This is a genomic window from Paenibacillus sp. Marseille-Q4541, from assembly GCF_018310695.1.
Classification (GTDB): Bacteria; Bacillota; Bacilli; order Paenibacillales; family Paenibacillaceae; genus Paenibacillus.
Genome location: NZ_JAGXCY010000011.1, coordinates 1 through 23,568 on the forward strand (window position 1 = coordinate 1; position 23,568 = coordinate 23,568).

General features: G+C 40.6%; 26 protein-coding genes. 21 read left to right on the forward strand and 5 right to left on the reverse strand.

Going from position 1 to position 23,568, the window contains the following annotated elements; all coding sequences use genetic code 11:
* From KFT32_RS13300 to KFT32_RS13310, 3 genes are all read left to right on the forward strand, one after another.
* Positions 1-289: transaldolase family protein (locus KFT32_RS13300; protein WP_283246434.1), on the forward strand; the 289-nt coding region annotated here is incomplete at its 5' end.
* 249 nt (positions 290-538) lie between these two features.
* Positions 539-1,255: a 3-ketoacyl-ACP reductase gene (locus KFT32_RS13305; protein ID WP_211747709.1), complete on the forward strand. Its 717-nt coding sequence runs from the start codon at positions 539-541 to the stop codon at positions 1,253-1,255.
* Between the two features lie 80 nt (positions 1,256-1,335).
* Positions 1,336-1,752 carry a hypothetical protein gene (locus tag KFT32_RS13310; RefSeq protein ID WP_349304907.1) on the forward strand — a complete coding sequence of 139 codons (417 nt, stop codon included), beginning with the start codon at positions 1,336-1,338 and terminating at the stop codon, positions 1,750-1,752.
* Between the two features lie 80 nt (positions 1,753-1,832).
* On the opposite strand, the gene KFT32_RS13315 is transcribed toward KFT32_RS13310, so the two are convergent.
* Entirely contained in the window at positions 1,833-2,324 is a 492-nt protein-coding gene (locus KFT32_RS13315; protein ID WP_249435873.1) for a hypothetical protein, read from the reverse strand.
* A gap of 89 nt (positions 2,325-2,413) precedes the next feature.
* Between KFT32_RS13315 and ybaK the strand changes: the two genes are divergently transcribed.
* The 3 genes from ybaK to KFT32_RS13330 all read left to right on the forward strand — a co-directional run bounded on the left by ybaK (position 2,414) and on the right by KFT32_RS13330 (position 4,264).
* Complete coding sequence (ybaK, locus tag KFT32_RS13320) at positions 2,414-2,908, forward strand: Cys-tRNA(Pro) deacylase (protein WP_211747711.1); 495 nt, start codon at positions 2,414-2,416, stop codon at positions 2,906-2,908.
* Positions 2,908-3,753 (forward strand): sugar phosphate isomerase/epimerase family protein, encoded by an 846-nt coding sequence (locus tag KFT32_RS13325; RefSeq protein ID WP_211747712.1) that lies wholly within the window; start codon positions 2,908-2,910, stop codon positions 3,751-3,753. The genes ybaK and KFT32_RS13325 overlap by 1 nt, the downstream gene beginning before the upstream one ends.
* Before the next feature lie 88 nt (positions 3,754-3,841).
* A complete protein-coding gene (locus tag KFT32_RS13330) occupies positions 3,842-4,264 on the forward strand; it encodes a hypothetical protein (protein WP_211747713.1) in 423 nt (140 codons plus the stop codon).
* Positions 4,265-4,360: 96 nt separating this feature from the next.
* Here KFT32_RS13330 and KFT32_RS13335 read toward each other — a convergent pair whose 3' ends face one another.
* Complete coding sequence (locus KFT32_RS13335) at positions 4,361-5,215, reverse strand: SDR family oxidoreductase (protein ID WP_211747714.1); 855 nt, start codon at positions 5,213-5,215, stop codon at positions 4,361-4,363.
* 204 nt (positions 5,216-5,419) lie between these two features.
* Between KFT32_RS13335 and KFT32_RS13340 the strand changes: the two genes are divergently transcribed.
* The 4 genes from KFT32_RS13340 to KFT32_RS13355 all read left to right on the forward strand — a co-directional run bounded on the left by KFT32_RS13340 (position 5,420) and on the right by KFT32_RS13355 (position 8,635).
* Positions 5,420-5,698 carry a hypothetical protein gene (locus KFT32_RS13340; protein ID WP_211747715.1) on the forward strand — a complete coding sequence of 93 codons (279 nt, stop codon included), beginning with the start codon at positions 5,420-5,422 and terminating at the stop codon, positions 5,696-5,698.
* Between the two features lie 70 nt (positions 5,699-5,768).
* Positions 5,769-6,071 (forward strand): hypothetical protein, encoded by a 303-nt coding sequence (locus KFT32_RS13345; RefSeq protein WP_211747716.1) that lies wholly within the window; start codon positions 5,769-5,771, stop codon positions 6,069-6,071.
* 30 nt (positions 6,072-6,101) lie between these two features.
* On the forward strand, positions 6,102-6,929 hold the full coding sequence (locus tag KFT32_RS13350) for a pentapeptide repeat-containing protein (protein WP_211747717.1): 828 nt from the start codon (positions 6,102-6,104) through the stop codon (positions 6,927-6,929).
* Between the two features lie 155 nt (positions 6,930-7,084).
* Positions 7,085-8,635 (forward strand): BCCT family transporter, encoded by a 1,551-nt coding sequence (locus KFT32_RS13355; RefSeq protein WP_211747718.1) that lies wholly within the window; start codon positions 7,085-7,087, stop codon positions 8,633-8,635.
* A gap of 81 nt (positions 8,636-8,716) precedes the next feature.
* Here KFT32_RS13355 and KFT32_RS13360 read toward each other — a convergent pair whose 3' ends face one another.
* Together KFT32_RS13360 and KFT32_RS13365 are read right to left on the reverse strand one after the other, a co-directional pair.
* Positions 8,717-8,890, reverse strand: a complete 174-nt coding sequence (locus KFT32_RS13360; protein ID WP_211747719.1) for a hypothetical protein — start codon at positions 8,888-8,890, stop codon at positions 8,717-8,719.
* Between the two features lie 35 nt (positions 8,891-8,925).
* Positions 8,926-9,297, reverse strand: a complete 372-nt coding sequence (locus KFT32_RS13365; RefSeq protein WP_211747720.1) for a DUF948 domain-containing protein — start codon at positions 9,295-9,297, stop codon at positions 8,926-8,928.
* Between the two features lie 135 nt (positions 9,298-9,432).
* On the opposite strand from KFT32_RS13365, the gene KFT32_RS13370 reads away from it, so the two are divergent.
* The 11 genes from KFT32_RS13370 to KFT32_RS13415 all read left to right on the forward strand — a co-directional run bounded on the left by KFT32_RS13370 (position 9,433) and on the right by KFT32_RS13415 (position 22,656).
* Entirely contained in the window at positions 9,433-12,000 is a 2,568-nt protein-coding gene (locus KFT32_RS13370) for a WG repeat-containing protein (protein WP_211747721.1), read from the forward strand.
* Positions 11,993-12,124: a hypothetical protein gene (locus tag KFT32_RS27450; RefSeq protein WP_283246435.1), complete on the forward strand. Its 132-nt coding sequence runs from the start codon at positions 11,993-11,995 to the stop codon at positions 12,122-12,124. The genes KFT32_RS13370 and KFT32_RS27450 overlap by 8 nt, the downstream gene beginning before the upstream one ends.
* 158 nt (positions 12,125-12,282) lie before the next feature.
* A complete protein-coding gene (locus tag KFT32_RS13375; protein ID WP_211747722.1) occupies positions 12,283-13,335 on the forward strand; it encodes an ABC transporter ATP-binding protein in 1,053 nt (350 codons plus the stop codon).
* A 16-nt stretch (positions 13,336-13,351) separates the two neighbouring features.
* A complete protein-coding gene (locus KFT32_RS13380) occupies positions 13,352-15,091 on the forward strand; it encodes a putative 2-aminoethylphosphonate ABC transporter permease subunit (RefSeq protein WP_211747723.1) in 1,740 nt (579 codons plus the stop codon).
* 49 nt (positions 15,092-15,140) lie between these two features.
* Positions 15,141-15,947 (forward strand): phosphonoacetaldehyde hydrolase, encoded by an 807-nt coding sequence (phnX, locus tag KFT32_RS13385; protein ID WP_211747724.1) that lies wholly within the window; start codon positions 15,141-15,143, stop codon positions 15,945-15,947.
* Positions 15,935-17,116: a 2-aminoethylphosphonate--pyruvate transaminase gene (gene phnW, locus KFT32_RS13390; RefSeq protein WP_211747725.1), complete on the forward strand. Its 1,182-nt coding sequence runs from the start codon at positions 15,935-15,937 to the stop codon at positions 17,114-17,116. Before phnX ends, phnW begins: the two co-directional genes overlap by 13 nt.
* Before the next feature lie 241 nt (positions 17,117-17,357).
* Positions 17,358-18,155 carry a DeoR/GlpR family DNA-binding transcription regulator gene (locus KFT32_RS13395; protein WP_211747726.1) on the forward strand — a complete coding sequence of 266 codons (798 nt, stop codon included), beginning with the start codon at positions 17,358-17,360 and terminating at the stop codon, positions 18,153-18,155.
* Between the two features lie 236 nt (positions 18,156-18,391).
* Positions 18,392-19,477, forward strand: coding sequence for a putative 2-aminoethylphosphonate ABC transporter substrate-binding protein (locus tag KFT32_RS13400; RefSeq protein WP_211747727.1), 1,086 nt, complete (start codon positions 18,392-18,394; stop codon positions 19,475-19,477).
* A gap of 444 nt (positions 19,478-19,921) precedes the next feature.
* A complete protein-coding gene (locus KFT32_RS13405) occupies positions 19,922-20,386 on the forward strand; it encodes a GNAT family N-acetyltransferase (RefSeq protein WP_211747728.1) in 465 nt (154 codons plus the stop codon).
* 136 nt (positions 20,387-20,522) lie between these two features.
* Positions 20,523-21,308, forward strand: a complete 786-nt coding sequence (locus KFT32_RS13410) for a hypothetical protein (protein WP_211747729.1) — start codon at positions 20,523-20,525, stop codon at positions 21,306-21,308.
* A 178-nt stretch (positions 21,309-21,486) separates the two neighbouring features.
* A complete protein-coding gene (locus KFT32_RS13415; protein WP_211747730.1) occupies positions 21,487-22,656 on the forward strand; it encodes a copper amine oxidase N-terminal domain-containing protein in 1,170 nt (389 codons plus the stop codon).
* A gap of 109 nt (positions 22,657-22,765) precedes the next feature.
* On the opposite strand, the gene KFT32_RS13420 is transcribed toward KFT32_RS13415, so the two are convergent.
* A complete protein-coding gene (locus tag KFT32_RS13420; protein WP_211747731.1) occupies positions 22,766-23,503 on the reverse strand; it encodes a spermidine synthase in 738 nt (245 codons plus the stop codon).
* Positions 23,504-23,568 lie beyond the last annotated feature (65 nt).

A 23,568-nucleotide genomic window follows, 5' to 3' on the forward strand; every position in this document is an offset into this window, starting at 1 on the left:
ATCTGGATCAACGTATGTATCCCCATTCCTTGGGCGTCTCGATGATATTTCGGAAGATGGTGTTCTCCTTGTCTCGAAAATCGCTGAGTTGTTCAATACGCATAATCTGGATACACAAATCATTGCAGCATCTGTCCGTCATCCAGATCATGTGACACGTGTCGCAATGGCTGGCGCACATATTGCAACCATTCCTTTTTCAGTTATTGAACAGTTGTCTAAACATCCGCTTACAGATCAAGGCATGGAGAAATTCGCTGCAGATTGGAAAAAAACAGAGCAACTATAAGTTGCTCAAGGTAAGCAAGTCATACTATGGACGATAGCTCTTGCGAGAGCTATCGTCTTTTTTATTAAAGCTATCAACCGCAGACTATTTGGAAGCAAACTTTGAACCCTTCTTATACAATAGTGACTAAGCATTCACTTTCGTAAGCATAATTAATGGTATAACTACCACGGAAAGTTTGGTAAATGGGTAGATGAAAAAGTATAATGTAACTGTGATAGATTAATTTACAGGAGTGGTGAATAGAACATGCAGAATCTACAAGGGAAGATAGCCCTGATTACCGGAGCGGGTCGTGGTATTGGACGAGCAACTGCTATTGAATTTGCCAAAGAAGGTATTCATGTGGGCTTAATTGCGCGTAATAGAGATCACTTGGAGAAAGTGGCAGAAGAATTGAAACCGTTCGGTGTAAAAGTTTCTGTTGCCACTGCAGATGTATCGGATCTTGAATCCATTACAAAAGCTGTAGAACATATAAAGCAAGAATTAGGACCTATCGATATTCTGATCAACAATGCCGGAATTTCTAAATTTGGTAACTTCATGGAACTCGATCCTAAGGACTGGGAGAAGATCATTCAAGTTAACTTGATGGGTGTTTACTACACAACTAGAGCAGTATTGCCGCAAATGATCGAGCGTAAATCTGGTGATATTATTAATATTTCCTCTACAGCAGGTCAAAAAGGTGCCCCTGTCACAAGTGCATACAGTGCTTCTAAAGCGGGTGTTCTAGCTCTAACTGAATCTTTAATGCTTGAAGTAAGAAAGCATAACATTCGTGTAACAGCTCTTACTCCGAGTACCGTGGCAACAGATATGGCAGTAGATCTGAACTTGACTGATGGTAATCCGGACAAAGTGATGCAGCCTGAAGATCTGGCTGAATATATGGTATCTCAGCTGAAGCTGAATTCAAGAATATTCATTAAGTCTGCTGGTATGTGGTCAACAAACCCATAAGACAAATTCATAGGCAAACACCCTTTATGGGTCATCTGCATACATTGTGATCAGGATGATTCATGAAGGAGGAATATGAAGTGGCGTATCGCGGACATCAATTAATGTACCAATGTGAGCATCATGTTGCAGATTACATGAAAAAACACAAAGAGCATGTGAAACAGGCATGTCACCAGCTGGTTAACCATAAGGTGAAAGTACTTACGATAGATGGGGAATCAATTGAAGGTGTCGTAATGAATGTGGATGACCATTACGTCTTTTTGCAAGTAGAAGATCAGCGCGGATTTTATCCGGGTGGTCATGGTTCCGGACATGGCCCTGGACATGGCCCTGGACATGGCCCTGGGCATGGACCTGGACCAGGCTGGGGTCCTGGCCCTGGGCACGGACCCGGACCCGGTTGGGGCCCAGGACCCGGGCCGGGTCCGAATCCGAATGTAATACTCCCGCTTGCTTTGTTTAATTTATTGACCATAAGTTTACTTTGGTAATAAAGCTTAAAAAGAGAGCCGAATTTTTCGGCTCTCTTTTTTACTGTTTTATAGCACGGTACTTAGCCCCGAACCGTGCCTTATTTTAGTTCATTAATTATTAAATGGAAGGCTTCATTCATCTGTTCATGTATATGAACGTTTTTATGCCCAGCTGCTTTGGAGGCATAGCTTGCAAAATTTAATCCTGCACCGAAAATTTGCAGAGCTCCATTGGAAAGATCGCCTTGCTGCAAAGATCTAATTCCATCACTCATAAAATTTTGACTTTCGTCAAAATGGCAATCAGCAATATACTTTTCACCTTTATCAAAGGCCTCCAGATTGTGGATAATCTTCTTAGCTGTTTCTTCGGATATCGAAGCATTTATTTCGATTAACATTTCATTAATGGGTTGTACTAACCGTGCATATAAATTATCATATTTCTCACAAGCTGCTTGAATTTCTTTTCTTACATCGGTAGTAGAATCCATAAGGTAAACATCTCCTTCAGCTATATGATAATTAGCTCCCAGCGTATATTTCCTAATATTATAATCAATTTCCAAAATAAAAGAAAGCGCTGTCATATTATAAATCACTTTTTTTCTTACTTCATCAGCTTTATGATTATACTAAATTTAACATATCTTCAACGATAAGAAAGGCAGGATCGGAAATGAAACCAGAGAAAACGAACGCAATGCGTATGCTCGATAAACAGAAAGTACCTTATGAAGTGCTGATCTATCAAACGGATGATGGAGAGATCGATGGAATATCTGTAGCAAGCAAAATTGGGAAAGCCCCAGAATACGTTTATAAAACATTGGTTGCTCAAGGTAGCGGTAGTAAAGGTTACTACGTATTTGTCATACCGGTACAGTGTGAACTAGATTTGAAAAAGGCCGCTAAAACGACCAAGGAAAAAAAGATAGAACTTATTGCGGTCAAAGATCTGCTACAGGTTACCGGTTACATCCGAGGGGGATGTTCTCCTGTTGGAATGAAGAAACGGTATCCTGTATTTATTGATCAACAGGCGAATGAACTCGACCAAATTATAATCAGCGCAGGAAAAGTGGGTCTTCAAATGGAAGTCAATACAAGTAAGCTGATTCAGGTAACGGATGGGAGTCTATCAGAATTATGTAAAGAGACGGAGGATATGTGATGAAAAGAGGATTAAGTAAAGCAGGTCTTGGCGAAGTAGAGGATATTCTTTTTATTACCAAAGCAGCAGAATACGGATTTGAAGCTGTAGATTTGGATGCTAAAGGATTAATTGATCACGTTGGCCTGTCAGAAGCACAGTCTATATTAGAACAACATCAGATTTCAGTAGGTGCTATCGGGCTTAACGTCGAGTGGAGAAAGAGTGACGAGGAGTTTCAAAAAGGACTTTTAGAACTTGCATCCTACGCTTCAGCAGCCCGTTCACTTGGATGTAAAGTATGCTGCACTTATATTTTACCTTCTACAGATGATAAACCTGCTGCATTTATGGCCCGGGCTGTCAAACGTCTCCGTATTTGTGCCGAAGTGTTAGGTACATATGGGATTACGCTCGCTTTGGAATTTGTAGGGCCGCATCACCTTCGCTCTACTTGGAGCTACCCTTTTATCTGGACAATGAACGAAACCTTGGAAATGATTGATGCAATGGGAGTGACGAATGCGGGCCTTCTGATTGATTCCTATCACTGTCATACAACCGGATTGTCAGGAGCTGAACTAGGGCAACTGAACAGCAGTCAAATTGCCTATGTTCATATCAACGATGCTTATGATAAACCAGTAGATCAGCTTCTAGATAATGACCGTTTATATACGGGAGAAGGTGTTATTGATCTATCCGATTTTGTTCAAAGTTTACAAGCTGCTGGGTATAACGGTGTCGTTTCACAAGAAGTATTAACTTCGGCTCTACCAACAGAATCTCTTGATCAGCTGCTTGAAAAATCTAAAGCCGGTTTTGATCATGTGTTTGGTAAAATAAGCTATACTACTAAAAATTAATATAATAAATTACATTACTGTCCGTTTCTCTCCTATTCTAAACTGCATAAAATAACATTATCCTAAAGAGAATAGGAGGGGCATCAGTATGACTCAGTTTATAGATTCAAGAACATCACAGAATGCTAGTTTTGCGAACTCAATTTCGATTCCCATTACGGTAATCAATACGCCTCAATTGTTTGGACAAATAGGCTTGTTAACTGCAGGAACAGGTACCAATCCGCGTGTAGTATTTAGTGGCACGATCTCAGTACAAGTTCCACTTGCTCTAGTTGGACTTACGGTAACGATTGTAAGAGGAACAGTTCCTACTGACCCTGTGGTTTATTCAGCAACTTCGACCTTTAGCCTTAGTGTACTAGCACCGCAGATTATTAATTTTACAGCTACTGACTTTAATCCACCGATTACTCCACAGCTCACATACACGGCTTTTGTTAGTTCGAACTTGCTGGGCACTGTTCGTGTAGGACCGGAATCTTTCAATGGACAACTTTATTCTGACTAATCGTCAAATTCATTAAAAATAGAAAGGCCATCCTTGTTTATAAAATAACGGGATGGCCTTTCTTATTTAAGTCATGAGATGGAAACAACATGCGAATTACTTGCCTTTGCGAGTCATTTTCGCAAGATCATTCCATTGCTCTTCCGTTACTTCGGACAAGCCGTTAAATTGACCTGCACCTTGTAACCATTCGCCACCATCAATAGTAACGACTTCGCCGTTAATATAACCAGCATAGTCTGATACAAGAAAAGCAGCTAAAGCACCCAGTTCTTCTTTGTTGCCGACACGTTTTAACGGTACACGGTCAATTAATTTTTGCTCGAGATCAGGGGTTGGCGTTAATCTTGACCAGGCTCCATCGGTTGGAAACGGCCCAGGAGCGATCGCTACTTGACGAATGCCATAAGGAGCCCATTCGACGGCAAGAGAACGAGTAAGGGCAAGCACACCTGCTTTTGCTGCAGCAGAGGGAACAACATACCCAGATCCACTGGAAGCATAGGTAGTTACAATGTTAAGCATCGTACCTGTCTCCTTACGTTCAATCCATCTTTTTCCGACCTCCAGTGTCATGTAAAAGGTACCGTGTAAAACAATATTCAAGACGGCATCTACTGCTCGGGGGGATAATCTTTCTGTAGGACTGATGAAATTGCCTGCCGCGTTATTAACAAGAATATCAATACGGCCATAATGGGAAGTAACCGCTTCCACAAAAGATTGTACTTGTGCAGGATCTCTTACATCACAACACGCATGGAAGATATCATATCCTTTTGCACCGAGTATACGCGCGGATTCTTCCAATACCTCAGATCTTCTACCGCACCAAGCTAATTTTGCTCCTAGTTCGGCGAACATTTCACTCATTGCAAGTCCAAGACCCGTAGCCCCTCCGGTGACGATGATCACTTTGTCTTTTAACAGATCGGGTGAAAAAGGATTCATAACAAATCACTCCTAATCATTGGATTGGTATAGCTGTAATGGGTAAACGGGAGGTGAGTAAGTATATAAGAGGATTGCTGGTAACAGACTATCATGAAATAGGTATTCCGTCATCCGTTTGTAGATTCATTTTGTGAAGTTTAGGGTACCGTACAGAAGGGAGAAATGTTACTATAGACTTGATCAGGAAAGGAATCGTAAAAAATGAAACCAATCGCGACACAGCCCTATTATAAAATAGAGCGAAAAATCGATCATTTGCATATGGAAATTATCGAACATCAACGCTTACTGGAGCTTTATCCAGATAAAATAGCATCTGCTTACCGGGAGTTTCCAATTGACAAGGTGTTCGATCTGTCTTACCGCTCAATAGGCGGTGACCGAGGCATGTTATATATACATACCCAGCAGGGCGTATATCCTTATACAATAAAAGAAAATCCGAAACCGTTTATTCATGCGGTGAAACGACTCATCTAGAGAACGACCAAACAGAAATACTGTCTGGTCGTTTTTTATTTTGACAATTACTATGACAAGGCGGTGGCTTATGATGTCAGAGACAACGAATTCGGAGATCGAGCAATCAAAAATAGAGCTATTAGAACAGAGTAAACGGGAATACATGAATATGTGGGATCATATTTCTACGTTGAATCCAGCGGATAGCAAAAAGATCGTAGATGGAATTCAGCACCAAGTTCTATTGACTACGGAGAAAAAAAAGATAATCGATAAGGACTTTGCTCAGTACATGAAAACACCGACTCCATATATAGCTATGCTCGTTGGCAGCCTATTACCTGCTATTTTTGTATTCCTCTACTTGTGGTATTCTCTTATACTGGAATAATACCCCAGAAGAGTAGAGGAAGTGGAGATTATGCATAGAAATCTGGTTAACCAGATAGATAAGAAAAGCGAGATTCAAGCGGATTGCGATCATTGTTTTGGTTTGTGCTGTGTTGCTTTGCCTTTTGGCAAATCAACTGATTTTGCGATGAACAAAGAGGCAGGGACTCCATGTTCTCATCTGCAAGCCGACGATCGCTGCAGTATACACTCTAAACTAAGGGAAAAAGGCTGCAAAGGTTGTACCGTTTATGAATGTTTTGGTGCAGGTCAAAAAATGACGAATTATACCTATCAAGGAGTTCATTGGAGAGAGAAGAAGCAAACAGCCGAAGAAATGTTTCTTGTATTTCCTGTGATGCAGCAGCTTCACGAAATGATGTATTACCTTCTTGATGCCCTCTCAAGGGAAGAAACAGCTTCTCTTCATAACCAGATACAAGAATACTTATCACAAACAGATCAAATTACGTTTCTAAATCCACTGAGACTTATCCAGTTTGATATACCCCAGCATAGGTCCATGATAAACGAGGTGCTAGTCGCAGCAAGTGAACTTGTAAGAGCAACTACAGGACAACAAAAGAAAATGAAAAAAAGAGATTACATAGGTGCAAAATTAAAAGAATCAAACTTAATGGGAATGAATTTACGAGGCTGTTTATTTATTGCCTGTGATCTACAAGGAGCTGATCTGCGAAATGCAGATGTCATCGGCGCTGATTTTCGGGATGCGGATCTTAGAGGGGCAAATCTAACAGGGAGTATCTTTCTTACGCAAGTGCAGGTAAATTCGGCTCGTGGCGATAAGACAACGAAACTTCCCGAACATTTGAAAATACCGAGCCACTGGCTTTAAGAGTCTTGATCATGACGAAGCACGCCCAAATTCCAATTTGGAATCAGGGGGTGTTTTTTTATTTGAAGATAACTCTACTGATTTAAACGAATCATTTTTGTTTAAGTAACTAATCTGTAAAGAGTTTATAACGAAATTATAGTAGAGGTGAGTTTGTGATTGGCAAATTTTTTGAGAACAAAGTGTATTCAATTTCAGCAATTATCGTAGCAATCATCGCATTGACAGGAGCATTAATGCCTGAAGCTTTTGGAAGAACGGCTAACTATTTGTTTAACTTTTCAAAAGATAAGTTTGGTTGGTTTTACTTGCTTTCGCTTTTTGTCATTATTGTATTTCTGATCTGGGTAGCTACGAGTAAATATGGTTCTATTCGTCTCGGAGGAGATAAGGAAAAACCAGATTACCCTTTTTTCACTTGGATTGGCATGTTATTCTCGGCAGGATTCGGAGTTGGTCTTGTATTCTGGGGAGTAGCAGAACCGATGAGTCATTTCTTTAACACTCCGTTTGCGGGTGTTGAAGCAGGTACGACGGACGCAGCTCGTATTGCGATGGGTTATTCCTTTTTTCACTGGGGGATCAGTCAATGGTCTGTGTTTGCGTTAGTGGGTCTTGTTATTGCCTTTCTGCAATTTCGTAAACAAAAAGATGGTCTTGTATCAACCGCTTTAGAACCCGTCACCGGAAAAAAACCAACAGTGAAAAATACAATCGATATATTAGCTGTTATCGCTACGGTTATGGGGATCGCGACTTCCATTGGACTCGGTGTTATTCAGATGAGCGGGGGCCTTGATACAGTTGCTGGTACAGGGAATAACACCATTATTCAACTTGTTATTTTGGTTTTTATTTTTATAGCTTATATGATGTCAACAATGACAGGACTCGATAAGGGAATTCGGATTTTAAGTAATTTTAATCTCGTCGTTGCACTTCTGTTTTTACTCTTTGTGTTTACAATGGGACCAACCGTCTTTATTCTTGAATCTTTTACACTTGCTCTCGGCGATTACATAACGAATTTTGTTCAGTACAGTTTGCGACTGCAACCTTATTCCGAAGGAACTTGGGTAGGAGACTGGACTATTTTTTACTGGGCATGGGCTATTGCTTGGTCACCCTATGTTGGTGCTTTTATAGCGAGGGTATCCAAAGGGAGAACCGTGAGGGAATTTATTGTAGGTGTAATGGTCGTTCCACCGGTGATTGCATGTTTATGGATTGCGACTTTTGGAGGAACGGCACTTTGGTTCGACCTTCATGAGAATGCGGGAATTGCGGCTGCGGTGAATCAGGATGTTGCGGTGGCCTTGTTCCAAATGTTCGATCAATTGCCGTTCTCCAGTGTCATGTCCGTATTATCCATTCTTCTGATTCTTACTTTCTTAGTGACGTCTGCGGATTCTGCAACGCATATCTTAGCAAGTATGACTAGTCGTGGAAGCCTGAATCCTCCGACCGTCGGGAAAATTGTATGGGGTACACTTATGGCTGCCATTGCGGGTGTGCTGTTATACTCAGGGGGACTTGAAGCATTACAGACCGCTTCATTGATAGCGGCATTACCATTTACAGTGCTATTGTTATTACTGATTGTGGCTATGACAAAGCTGCTTCGCAAAGAACCCCTTCCGATTCGTAAAGCGGATCTCAAAAGATATCGAAGGCTGGAAGAGGAAGCGAACAAAACAAGGAATTAAGTAACGAGTAATATGTTCTATATAAAAGGCCTAGGATCATTTATGATCCTAGGCCTTTTAGTTTCCAAATTGAAGAATTTTTTAAAACTGATATCCGATAGAATGTAAAAACCAGTTAAGGGAGACGATGGCTATTGCAATATGCAGCAAAATATTTAGCAAGGATTTTCGAGAGAGCTGAATATCTTGAACAATCATCACTATGGACCAAATAAAGATAACAAGATAAGCGAGCTGAACCAGTATGGTTGGCATAATTCACCCCCTTTTACAAAATTGCTTTTTTTAAGTTACTTGAATTTGATCTTGAGTGGTTGTCTAGAATCATTTTCTGCTGTCGGATGAATAACATCACCAATCGCTTCTGAAGCTTGTTTGACCGTTTTCGTCACACTGTGAATGGCTTCGCCCACATCTTGTGCAGAATTAAAGATCGGTTCAACCGAGCGGATTTTTCCTTTTACATCGGAAGTGATCACATTTGCTGTCTGAATTAATCTTGTCGATTCTTGAGTCAGTCCATGAATGGCATTTCTGACCTCGGATAATGTTTTATTCGTTTCACCCAAAGTGCCCATGCCTTTCATTAGAACCCGAACCACATAATAAACTAACACAATAAAAGCTGCTGCACTCGCGGCGACGCTAATCGAAATAATCATCTTATAGCCTCCTTGCGCTAAATATATGTTGTCCATTAGGAGATATACCTCATAAAAAAAGTTGGAAGTGCATATTTATCTTTTCTACACAATACGATTAGCATGGATACTGTTGCAAAAAGGAGGTTTAATTTTATGAGTGGCTATGGAGAAGCACAACTAAACCAGCTTATTTTCTCCCATCTGCCGGAAGGCGCAGAGATCATGAAACTAGAAGGTCCATTGCCTCATCAGGCAATTTATATAGGAGATTTATCAGGTGACGGCATTCCTGAGATTTCTGTCATTTATCGGATCGGTGAAGATTTATATCTTATGGTACTGTCCTATGTAGATAATGAGTGGAAGATCGTTTTGAATACAAAGGGGTTGGGTTATGGGGTAACGCTTATGACGGGTGAACCGATAATGAAAGAAAATAGTATAAATTTAGTGATTGGATGGCAAATTGGCTCGATCTGGTCCAAACTTTCCGTCTATAAGTGGGAGGAAGGGGAACTCATTAATGAGGCTCCAGCTGATATGTCATATAGCTCTATTGAAATAATAAATATGTCAGGAATTACGAAAGATTCTAAGACTAGTCAAATTGCACTTTGGATTCATGACACAGGGGAGGCATATCGTGTTAATGTACTACGCTGGAAAGAAGGGAAGTTTGTAAAAGCGTGGGATGTATATCCTAACTATTTTGTAAATGTTGTGCGATATTATGAGCGAAAAACAGAGGAGCATCCGAGTTATCCATTTTATTGGTATTATCTAGCAGATGCACAGTACCATGCGGGAATGTTGCCAGATGCTTTGCAATCGATTAATAAAAACTTGTCATTTCAAAATCCCTATCCTTCTCGTACCGAACTTATAATGCTGAAATTGAAGATTGAAAACATCTATAAACAGATGGATAGCGAAATTACGAAAGATCGGATAATCGTGGAAGTAGAAGTGGAATCAGCACCTCAGAGGAAAAGAAATGTATCTTTATTTCCAGCATCTGAAAAAACGACCGATGGTACAAAGTGGGGTTACATTAATGAAGATTCGGAATTCATCATAAGTCCTATATATAGTGAAGCGCGTGATTTTCAACAAAATGGGCTCGCTGTTGTAGCTGAACAACAAAAATATGGTCTGATTGATTCTTCAGGACGGTATGTAGTAGATCCAATCTATTCATCCCTCTCCTCTTATATAGAACATCGAGCTATCGTATCTGATGATGAGCAGAAATTTGCAATGATTGATGAAAAGGGGAAAGTTGTTACACGTCAGTCTTACCCTTTTATATCCAATTTACATGAGAAACGGGCAGTATATTACGAAATGAAGACAAACGGAACGGACAATGAGGTCATACAATACGGTTATCTTGATCCAGAGGGGAATGAAATCATTCCTGCTCAATATGAAGAAGCAAATGATTACAACCATCAGAAAGCACTTGTGAAGAAAAAAGAAGATGAGTACGGACTAATTAACGAAACAGGAGAGTGGCTAGCTACATACCCCTATAACGATGTCGGATCATACGGTGAGGGATTCCTTGTGTTTAAGGAGACTGCGACCGGAAAGTACGGGTATATGGATGAGAAAGGAAGTGTCATCGTTCCTCCTTCTTTTACCTTGGCGTTCGGTTTTAATCATGGACTAGCGATTGTAAATACATCAGATGAAGCTCAGCCGAGGTACGGATTGATTAACAAACAAGGAACGTTTGTTATTGCAGCGGAATATAGCGATATTCGTGATTTGGGTGACAAGCGATGGGCAATTGGAATATCTACTGATGCTGAGCAGCCGTTTGGTTCCTCTCATTATGCAATTGTAGAACAAACAGGGAACCTGTTAACCGAATTTATGTACGATGACGTATCTGATTATAAAGATGGCCTCGCTTCAGTGAACGATAAAGAGCAGACCTATTTTATAGACCGAAGCGGAAATCAGGCAAAAGGATACCCAATAATAGAAGGCAGCGGTACTTTAACACGGAAAGAGGAAAATGTGATCGAAGTTTTTATTGATCAAAGGCCGTACTATGTAAATAAGATGGGGGAGATCCTATGGGAGCCGCTGAAAGAAATACCGCTGAACGAAACAATACTCGTTAAAGAAGAAAAGTATAAACCCAATAGTCGCTATCTTGTTTATTATCCGAAAATAGAGGGTATGACCAATGAAATCGCAGAGCAAAGGGTGAACATCCGGCTTAAACAATTAGCAGAAGTCAAAAGAATTCCGGAAAACCAAGCAAAAACAGAGACATTCTCAGGCGATTTCGATGTTACTTATTACAAGAAGAACCTTTTGAACATTGAGCTGAATGGGTACCACTATCCGTTGGGAGCAGCACATGGTCTACCCACCAAGACTCATTCCCTGATTCATCTTGGAACTGGTCGTATATTTATGTTAAGAGATTTGTTCAAAGCAGGCGCAGATTATGTGAAGGAATTGAGTAAATGGATAGGTGAAATAATAAAAGAGGATCCCGCTTATTCGTATGTTTTTCCCGAAAGCTACCGGGGAATTAAACCAGATCAACCCTTCTATGTTACGGATCATGCACTTCATCTGTATTTTGCACCCTATGAGATTGGTCCGTACGCAGCTGGTTTCCCCACATTTACGATTCCATTTGAGGAGATCAAGGGACTTATTCATAAAGACGGCGAATTTTGGAGATCTTTTCATGAATGAAAAAGAACGAGAGCTTTCCTGCAAAAAGGAAGGCTCTTTTTCATGTCATTTTATCAGTGGAAATAAGTTGGTTTTGCTTGTATCTACAAGAGAAATACAGGGTTTTATCGCCTTTTCTGAGTGAATGTAAAGTATAAGAACAAAGTAAAAGCAATCAAACGCACATATTTTACTTGCGTTTGATATTCTCTTAACAAATAAAAATTAAACTAATATCAAGCTCATAAGAAAACAAAAATGCTGAGCACAACAAAAGAATCCACCTTGTTAGGAGAATGGATAATGAATAACGAAGGATTAACGATGCGAAGTATTAGCAAGTCGTTTGGAAAATTTACAGCACTTCATGAGGTGGATGTTACGATTCCCAAAGGGAAACTCACTTGTTTACTTGGACCCAGCGGTTGTGGCAAGACGACATTACTCCGTATCATAGCAGGTTTAGAGAATCCAGATACAGGCAGTATCATGATGGAGAAAATAGAAATTACGGAACTGCCACCTGCGAAACGAAACTTTGGGATTGTTTTTCAGTCCTATGCTCTATTTCCGAATTTAAATGTACAAGACAATATTGCATACGGGCTGAAAGGGAAACTTCCCCGCAAACAAATAGTAAGTAAGGTAAAAGAAATGCTGGAGCTTGTCGGTCTCCAAGGAATTGAAGAGCGTTATCCCGCTCAGCTCTCCGGTGGACAACAACAGCGTGTTGCTTTGGCCAGAGCCATTGCCTTGTCACCAGAGGTGCTATTGCTTGATGAACCATTATCAGCACTCGATGCGAAAGTACGTGAGAAGCTCAGACTTGATCTATGTGAGCTACAACAGCGACTAGGCATGACGATGGTGATGGTAACGCACGATCAGGAAGAGGCTTTGACAATGGCAGATCAGATTATCGTCATGGATCATGGTCATGTCATGCAAAGCGGTACTCCGCAGGAAGTATATGACAGGCCGAGTAGTCCATTTGTGGCCGATTTCATTGGAGCGATTAATTTCATACCAACCGAATTATCGGGTCTAAAAGCGAAGGGACAAAGGATGATTGCCATCCGTCCCGAGTATCTTCAGATGGTTTCTCACAACGACGACGTCACTGGAACAAGGGAAGATTATATTAAGGGATATGTAAAACATGTTGAGTTTCGAGGCGCATTTTATCGCATCAGTCTCCAATTGGCGGATGGGCAAGGTCAGGCAACACACCACCAGGTGTGGGTTGATATTACCTCTGAAACGGCGCATAACATTCGGTTTTCCGAGGATTCACTATTAAAGTTTCGGTTGCCCGAGGAACGCATCCTAGAATACGACGCCAAATCGTTCCATTAAGAAAGGGGCTTGATGTATGAAAGGGTCATTAGAACAACCCGTTAGACCTCTATATAAAACGAAAACCAAGCATAAAGTGAAAATCAGGCAGGGCTGGTTTACGGGGTGGGTTTTGCTGCTTATCCTTCTCGGACTGATTACAGTGGTTGTTCTGCCACTAATCTATATGTTTAGACAAGCTTTTTTCGATGTTAGTGGTAATGGAGTAGGGCTCGCAAATTTCACTAAATATTTTAGTTCGCCTTCATTACTCTTATCTTTACTTCATTCGGTAACGATTTCTATTATTACGACAGGTATTGTTTTGCCACTTGCCTTTGGACTTGCCTACATTTTGGCACGTACAGATATCAAAGGGAAAGCTTTCTTTAAAGGTCTTGCCTTACTACCGCTTTTTGCACCGACGATGATGCATGGTCTTGCGCTAACGTATCTCTTTGGCAATCAGGGGCTGATTACAACCGGATTTTTTGGAGCCTTACCTTTTACATGGGACTTTCCACTTTATGGACCCGTAGGTATTGTTCTTTCAGAAATTATTTATACATTCCCTCAAGCTTTTCTAATTTTGCTGGCAGGGCTTTCCGTTAGTGACTACAGACTTTATGAAGCAGCAGACTCGATGGGAGCATCTCATTTGAGAAAAATGTGGACCATTACGTTGCCGTCTGTTAAATACGCGATGCTAAGCGCAGCGATGATCTGTTTTACACTTAGTTTTACTGACTTTGGTGCTCCTAAAGTGGTCGGCGGACAATATAATGTTCTAGCCACTGACATCTACAAACAAGTGGTAGGTCAGCAAAATATGCCGATGGGAGCTGTCGTTGGTATTTTACTTACGATACCTGCAGTTCTTGCCTTTATACTTGACCGGGTTGTAACGCGGAAACAGCAGGCTTATGTGACATCCCGCTCGGTACCTTACACAATAAAACAACATAAGATCCGAAACGCCGTTTCCTATCTATATGCAGGAACGATTTCATTCCTCATATTAACGCTTATGGGCGCTGTGTTACTTGCAGCGGTTGTGAAGAAATGGCCGTACAATATGTCATTTACGCTGGCTAATTTTGATTTCAGCAAAGCGGCAGCCGGAGGATTTCATCCTTTTTGGAATAGTGTACAGGTAGCTGCACTCACTGCGGTTTTCGGGACGATTATCATATTCACGGTTGCTTATTTAATTGAGAATACCCAAGGCTTCAGGCCAGTACGCCAAGGGATTTACTTTTTGTCGATCCTTCCAGTGGCTTTACCGGGACTTGTTATCGGATTGTCTTATATTTACTTCTTTAACCACCCGAGTAATCCGCTGAACTTTATTTATGGAACAATGGCAATTCTTGTCCTTGCCAATATCATACATTTTTATTCTGTTCCCTTTATGACGGCGACAACCACGCTCAAAATGATGGACAAGGAGTTTGATCAGGTATCGGAGTCGATGAATGTCTCCAGATGGAAGACGTTTTTGAGAGTGACCGTTCCTCTATCCTTACCGGCCATCCTCGAAATGGGGATATACTTGTTCGTTAATGCAATGGTTACGATATCTGCTGTCGTTTTCTTGTATGGTGCGGATTTGCGTCTGGCTTCCATTGTTATCGTAAATATGGATGATGCGGGTGATACAGCTCAGGCGGCGGCGATGTCGATACTGATTGTTATGTTAAATCTACTGGTAAGAGGCGGTTATGAGGCACTTACCGCAAGACTACGTAAACGCTCAGCAGCTTGGCAAAGAAGATAAAGAGTAGTTGAGGAACACTATAAAATTAAACTAATGGAGGTAATTACAGATGATTAAAACAGTGATTATGGATTGGGCAGGTACAATGGTAGACTACGGAAGTTTTGCACCAGTGGAAGCGTTCAGACAGTTGTTCTTAGATCACGGAATTGAAGTAAGTGCAGACGTCATTCGTAAACCGATGGGCCGCATGAAAATAGATCATTTACGAGATATTTGTCAGGATGAGAGTGTATCTAAAGCATGGTATAGCATATATGATCGTTTGCCGAACGAGCAAGATATTCAAACGATGTATGAAGCATTTGAGCCCAAATTATTTTCTCTTTTAGAACAGTTTGCTGTTCCGGTACCTGGGGCAGTGGAACTTGCAGATCGTTTGCATGAACAAGGAATTACGATAGGTACTACAACGGGGTACACTCGCGCTATGCTAGACGTTATCGTACCTGAGGCTGCCAAATATGGATATAAACCAGACTCTGTATGTGCTCCAGATGAAGCAGCAGCGGGTCGCCCTCACCCTTGGATGATCTATCGAAACGCAGAACAACTTGGAACCTATCCAATGAGCTCCATCGTAAAATGTGGTGACACGGAAGCGGATATGGAGGAAGGGCGCAATGCGGGCGTATGGACTGTAGGTGTCGTGTTTGGGGGAAATATATTAGGACTTACGGAACAGGAGACATCCGTACTAAATGAACAGGATAAGGAACGTATGTTTAATGAAGTAGCGGAGCGTCTCAAAAAAGCAGGTGCGCATTACGTTATTTCTGAAATTGGCAAACTGGATGAAATTATTGAACAAATTAACATCCACACAGAAGCAGGTGAAGTTCAATGGCAGAACTAAATCAACGTACAGATAATCCTTATCTTTTGCTTACACCTGGACCCCTGACCACTACATCAAGTGTCAAAGAAGCGATGTTAAAAGATTGGTGTACCTGGGATGTAGAGTACAACAAACTCGTAGATTCGATTAGGCAAAAACTTGTACACTTAGCAGCACCGATTACGCCGGAGGAGTATACAGCGGTACTTATGCAAGGAAGTGGAAGTTTTAGTGTGGAATCCACCATCGGAACGGTTTTGCCAAGAGAAGGAGCGAAACTTGCGGTTGCGGTAAATGGGGCTTATGGAGAACGAATTGTGCAGATGGCAGAAATATTAGGGATTCCCGTTACGGCAGTTCGTTTTGATGAACGGCAGGCGGTAGACCCTGATGTATTGGAAGAAGTTCTAAAGAACGACCCATCTATCACACATGCCGCGATTGTTCACTGTGAAACAACGACAGGTGTACTGAATCCGCTTGAAGAACTTGCTAGCGTAATTCATAAATATGGAAAAACATTGATTGTGGATGCAATGAGCAGTTTTGGAGGTATTCCGCTGCCTGTGGATCGACTGGGGATCGATTTTTTAATTAGCAGTAGTAATAAATGTATTCAGGGTGTGCCTGGGTTTGGTTTTGTTATTGCTAGAAGGTCCAGTATTGCTAAGTGCAAGGGAAATGCACGTTCTTTATCACTAGATTTATATGATCAGTGGGATGTAATGGAACGACAGCATGGGAAATGGCGTTTCACATCTCCAACTCATGTCGTACGTGCGTTTGATCAAGCATTAAGTGAATTGGAAGACGAAGGAAGTGTAGAGGCTCGTTACCACAGGTATCAGTGTAATCAGCAGATTCTTGTTCAAGGAATGCAAGAGGCAGGGTTTGAAGTTCTTCTTCCTGAAGAGTGGCATTCACCTATCATTACATCATTTAAATATCCTAATCAAACATTCTCATTCTCGGATTTTTACACACGCCTGAAAAAGCAAGGATTTGTTTTATATCCTGGTAAACTTACCTCAGAACCCACTTTTCGAATCGGAAGCATCGGAGATGTCCACAGCGAAGATATGAAGAGACTTGTGGGGGTCGTGAAACAGATCGTTAACGAGAAATCTGACAATGAAGTTAACTCAAGTACAGATAAAAACATTGCTTTGAATAAGAGCTCAATCTAAAAATTAGAGATTGACTCCAAGTACGAATAAAGCGGAGGGTCGGAGGGATTCTGAAGAAACGGCAGTGTTCGCCTTTAAAGACCGATCGTAAGAAACCTCCGAACCCGTAGCGCTTCTATTCACAAGTGGTCAACCGCTGATTTTGTTTTTGAGCCTGAATCAGAACTAGGCTTCGTATTGTAAGGGGTATATCCATCTGTGATAAAATACGAGATATCACGCCTGTAAAGGAGAATCAGCAATGTCGTTAGCTGGAGAAGAGCGGAAACAGAGCATCTTGCAAATGCTGCAATGGAAGGGGAAAGTAAGGACCCCAGAACTTGTGCAAGAGCTTGAAGTCTCATCGGAAACGATTCGCCGGTATCTGGAAGAACTTGAATCCGAGAATAAATTAAAACGGGTGTATGGTGGAGCAGTTAAAATCAATGTGGAAAGAGAAGAACCTTCTTATGGTAAACGGGAAGTTCTTCAAGCCGAAGAGAAGCAAAGGATCGGGCGAACGGCAGCCTCATTAATTGAAGATCATGATGTTGTCGTTATTGATGAAGGAACAACGACACTGCAAATGATTGATTCGCTTGTACTTAAGAAAAATATTACCGTTCTTGTATCTTCTATATATACTTTGAACTTACTTATTACTTATAAAAATAAAGGTATTTTTGATGGGGACATCATTCTTATTGGCGGTCGGATTAATACGAAGCATTACCGCGCGTCTGGATCGCTGGCTGTTGAATTCATGTCTGGATTTCATGTTGATAAAGCGTTTGTCGTTGCAGACGGAATTGAGATTGATGCGGGGATTACGAGTTATGAAGATGAACGCGGCTTGCTGGCTAGAACGTTCATTAAACAGGCGAAACAAACGATTGTTCTTGCCGATCATACCAAAATCGGTACCCGGCATTTTCACAAGTTTGCCGATTTTAGAGAAATTGATATCATTGTGAGTGATGTCCCGCCTCCGAGCGCATGGAAAAGTAAATTAACTGATCGGGATGTACATTGGCTTCTTGCCGAGGGTGTTACAGAGTAGCGGGAATGCATAATATCATAGGAAATGAAAGTAAGACCGTCCGTTGCAGATTGCATAGGGCGGTCTTATTTTATCACCTCCCCATAAAACCACAATAAAACAACTAAAAATGAAAAGAAAACATTATTTTTACTTGGGTTTAACAGTGCGTTGAACATTGAGAAGTATAGTTAGAACTAAGAGTTATATTAATAGGAGGATCATGAATCCTCCACACAAAAGAGGGGATATCTAAGATGAAAAAAGGATGGTTTTTACTGATCAGTATTTTGTTAATCTCTACGTTCTTATCTGCTTGTAGTACAAGTGGTGGAAGCACAGCGAGTGGTTCGGGGGCGCAGTCAGGAAATAAGGAAGGATCCAAAGGGGAAGAACTGACCGTATATACAGCACTGGAAGATGACATTATTGAGCAATATCTTACAACGTATAAAGCAAAATATCCGGATGTGAAACTGAACATTGTCCGTGATTCTACAGGGGTCATTACTGCGAAACTGCTGGCTGAGAAAGATAATCCCCAAGCGGATGTCGTGTGGGGCGTTGCAGCAACTAGTTTGCTCGTTCTAGATCAGAACCAAATGTTGGAGCCTTATTCACCAGCTGGCATTGAGAGAGTTGAATCTGCATTTAAAGATAGCGCTGAGCCTGCACATTGGGTCGGGATTGATGCCTGGGAAACTGCGGTTATCGTGAACACAGTGGAGATGGAGAAGAAGGGACTTGCGATTCCGAAGACGTATCAAGACCTACTCAAACCAGAATACAAAGGCCTGATTACGATGCCAAATCCAGCTTCTTCCGGTACAGGTTTCCTAACAGTCTCTGGATTGCAGCAACTGCTCGGTGCAGATCAAGCATGGACTTATTTGGACAAGCTTCATGAAAATATTGGAATGTACACTCATTCCGGCTCCAAACCAGCGAAACTGGCAGGAACAGGGGAATATCCGATCGGGATTTCTTTTGGATACCGTGGGATCACGGAGAAAAATGATGGTTCTCCTGTAGAAGTAGTATTCCCGGCAGAAGGTTCAGGCTGGGATGTAGAAGCAAATGCACTAATGCAAAAAGATAACATCAAACAAGCAGCGAAAGATTTTCTTGACTGGGCAATTAGTGACGAAGCGATGAAGGAATACAGCGTGAACTATCCGATTACATCGGTAACTAATGATTCAGGTGCGATCCCTGAAGGATATGAAAAAAATCCAATGGATCAACTGATCAAATACGATTTGAAAGAAGCTGCTTCTACTCGCGATGCTGTACTTGAAGAATGGAGCAAACGATACGATGGTAAAAGTGAGCCGAAATCCTAACATGGGTAAACGGCTCGTAAATCAATAGCAATTATAGAAGTGATGCCTTAAGCATATCCGGCAGGGGATGTTTACAGGCATCTTTCTTTTTATCTTTTTTCGTTACCATTTGCGACCTTTCATTGTTATCTGTTTATAAGCTTTTTATGGAGAGGGGAAACCCATGAAAGAACCATGAAGAAAAGAGGTTGGGGTTCATTATCTATGATCGTAATCATATTAATGATACAGAAACTTATGGGATAAACGAAACTGCCTATGCAAAAATTGTGGCGTTGTTGGAATTAATAGTCTGATTTCGATTTATAACTGACATAGGCGTAGACGTAGTAACGATCAACCATATAATATATATTCATGAATCTAAATAAATAAAGTTTCAACGTGGAATAACGTACATATCTATCACAGAGGGCAGAACATCACGGAATAGGAGCAAACTTCATGGATATTAGAATTGATGATTTAACCGGACCCGAAATTATCGCATTAGTAGAGGAACATTTTCAAGATATGCAATCTCAATCCCCAGAAGAAAGTATGCATGCCTTAGATTTAGAAAATTTAAGAAAACCTGAGATAACATTCTGGAGTGCCTGGGAGAATAAAGAGTTACTTGGTTGTGGTGCGCTAAAAGAGATTGATTCAACTCACGGAGAGATTAAATCGATGCGTACGTCTTCGTTACATATTAGAAAAGGGGTAGCCAATCGGCTTCTGGAACAAATGATAGAGGAAGCTCAGAGGCGCGGATATCAAAGGCTCAGTTTGGAAACAGGATCGATGGAAAGTTTTAAACCAGCTATTCGGCTGTATGCAAAATTAGGATTTGAGTATTGTGATCCTTTTGCAGACTATGTGGAAGATCCGAACAGCGTATTTATGACAAAGGAATTAGAAACAAAATAGATCATAAAGTGAATCATAAAGTGAAGTTGGAATATCAAAATGCTAAGCCTGAGAAATCAGGCTTTTTTTGTTTTTTGTAACAAAACCGAGTGTTTACGTGTTAAGGAAAGAAGTAGATATGGAAGGAGAAAAAGACGTGAATTGTAAGAATAAGCTTATAGATATTTTTACTTGTTTTTTTATATCTAGTTTGCTGACTTCGTGTGTACCGCAGCATTTATTGAATATGAATGAAGAGTCTATAGTAGAAGTTGTGAATCTCAAAGAAGGGCGTACTAACATAAAAGCTACTGATCAAGTTACAACAAAGATAGAAAAACCTACGGAAATCGTAAGTCAGTTTTCGAAGAGTGAGTTCTCTAACGTAATCGAAATCGATTTTACGAAGGAAACACCGTCCATCAGAGCAAAAACTTCCACAGAAAACGGAACTTTAGTTCTTGTCTCTAGAGGTAGAGAGGAGATCGGGCATTTGACTGTTCCGAGTATGTCTGGAATAGAGGGAGACACCACTTTTCAGAGTAATTACGATATTGTGTATGAACATAACGGTAAAAGACTAACCATCTTATCTTTACCTGAGCTAACTTTGATTCAACCTACGGACAAGCTTTTATCTTTTGACAAAATAGTTTTCAAGGATGCCGATGTTTATCTATTTAATCCACGCTACACTTCAGGGTATGGAATCCAATTTTACGCTATGGCGATTCCAAACGGGGGAGGAGAACCAATTCCTCTCCATTTCATAAAAGGAGGATATCTTCTTGAACATATTACTTATAGCAGTTTGAATCCACCGATCAATAAAAAAGAAAGATTGGTTATTGTTCCAGAAGAGAGAGCAGGTTCATCCAAGGAAGAGTTGAAAGAAGTAAATTATGTACTAGATATTAAGAATAAAAGATTTGTAGCAGAGTGAATGACACTAGCAAGGCCCAATCTATGCGTTTCATTCGTGGGAATCTGTACTTTTTATAAGAAACATGTTTAATTTACAGTATTTTCTTGTAATTAGTTATAGAGCCGATGTTCATCGTTTACCTCATCTAGTGGGTAGATTTGTTCAGAGGTAACTCTTATAACAGGAGGAGAGTGCGATGCCATCTCTTAGTAAAAAGATTTCCGTCACAGCAATCCTGTGCGGTAGCATATTCTTTTCAGCGACTGAATTCACTAATGAAGCCGTGGCCAAAAATGCTAAAGTTTATGTGCAAGCAGGTGTAGAAAGTGCAGATCAGTATTCACAATTAAAAGATCCAATCATTATTGATCAGGGTAGAATTCTGCTGCCGATTAGGGACATCAGTGATCAGCTAAGTCTCAATGTACAATGGAATCAGAAGACGAAATCAGTTACTTTATATGGCGTTAATAAGGAGATCAAGTTAACTCTTGGGAGCATTACAGCGTATGTAGACAAGAAAAAAGTAACGCTTGATGTCCCTCCTCAAATGGAAAAAAGTAAGATTTACATCCCCTTACAATTCGTTGCTTCATCCGTGAAGCAGAAGGTGACTTGGGATCGTTCTTTGAAGGAAATTACCATTCCAAGAACTTATGCGAAGGGAACAGAGAATCAAATGACTTACTGGATCAAGCTCTCTACAGGGGAGTTGTATCAAGCAAAAGGAAATCAGATAGGGACTAAGATCGGAAATGTAAGTAATAAGTTTAAAACAATGAAAGACTTTCAAGTGGAGAATATTGCTGCAGGAACTTACTATCTGCGGATGAATGAGAATTATGGTATGTCAGGGACGAGTAGAAATACAGGACAAGCTCTTGTCAAAAATGGCAAAGTATTAGATGAGGACAGCTTTTCCTTCATGGGGTATTATCCGGATACGACACTTCACAAGTCTCACGCAAACGTATTGATGACGAACGGGAAGAAGGCGAGGTTTCTAGATAAGAACGGTGTAGTAAAAGCGGAATATCATCTAACAGATATGATGCAAAAAGATGAAATTTACATGGTAGAGCATTATAATCAGCGTTTTATGATATTACGTGAGTATGCATCGCAACATCTGATCGTCTACAATGTACAGTCAGAACAGGCAGTGTATGTGCATGAAATGATCTCGCTTCCTGAGAGCGAAAAGGATGATCTGGAACAGGCAGGGCTTGACCGTAATAATGAAATGGAAAGGGATCATATTATTATTTTTGATCGGATTATAGATGGGATCATGACATTTCAATATAAAAATAAATCAGACAACGTAGTGAACACGTATACTCTTGATTTGAGTCAAGTCAGATAAGAAAATGGACAGGATTGCAGAAATACTTATTTCAATTTATATCAGAGAGCAATAAGAAAACAAACCGACTCAGAATAAAGGGGCGGTTTGTTTTTCGCTCTGAAACAATTTAATCCGCTTCTACAATAGGCAGTCCTGAAGTTACTTTACGAAATTGTGCCAATCCTTTTTGTTGATAACGTAGAGTACGATATCCACCAACCAAAATCATATTCTGAGATCTGCCTGTATTTCCGGTATCAAGATAAAAGAGATCAATGATAGGAAAAACAGAGGCAAGAGAACGATAGATGTGATGCACATAAGGATCATGGGGGCCTCTTCCAATGATATTCATCAAAATTTTCCCTTCAGAGTCCAGTTTATCACGAGCGGTTTCAAAAAAAGAACGGCTTGTAAGCTCTTTGGGGATACCTCCCTCATGAAAAGCATCCACCACCACATAATCGAAACGATCATTCGTCATTTTTTGCAGCAATGTATATCCATCTTCAATAATGATAGGGGTACCCTTATAATTGAAATATTGTGTACTGAGCTCTGATACTTGCTGGTCGATTTCCGAGATAACTATTTGTTTGTCAGATAGGGCAGAAGAAAGAGTGCCGACACCATGCCCAATAAGGAATACATCCTCATAGGCAGAATTGTTCACTTCCATCAAATGTAGTATGGCTCTAGGGTATTCAAACAGAATCCGAGACGGTTCGTTAAGATCAAGAATGCCCTGAATTGCATCATTTCCGAACTCAAGCACTCGGAAATTCCCTTTCTCACCGTAAACTTCGGATGTATCATAAACATAAATTTCTCTGGGGTCTTGTTCTTGATGTAAGTACCTTACCATGTGAGAACTCCTTTAACTGTTCCAATCTTTTCATCTCACTATATCAATTTTTACACAAGAAGAAA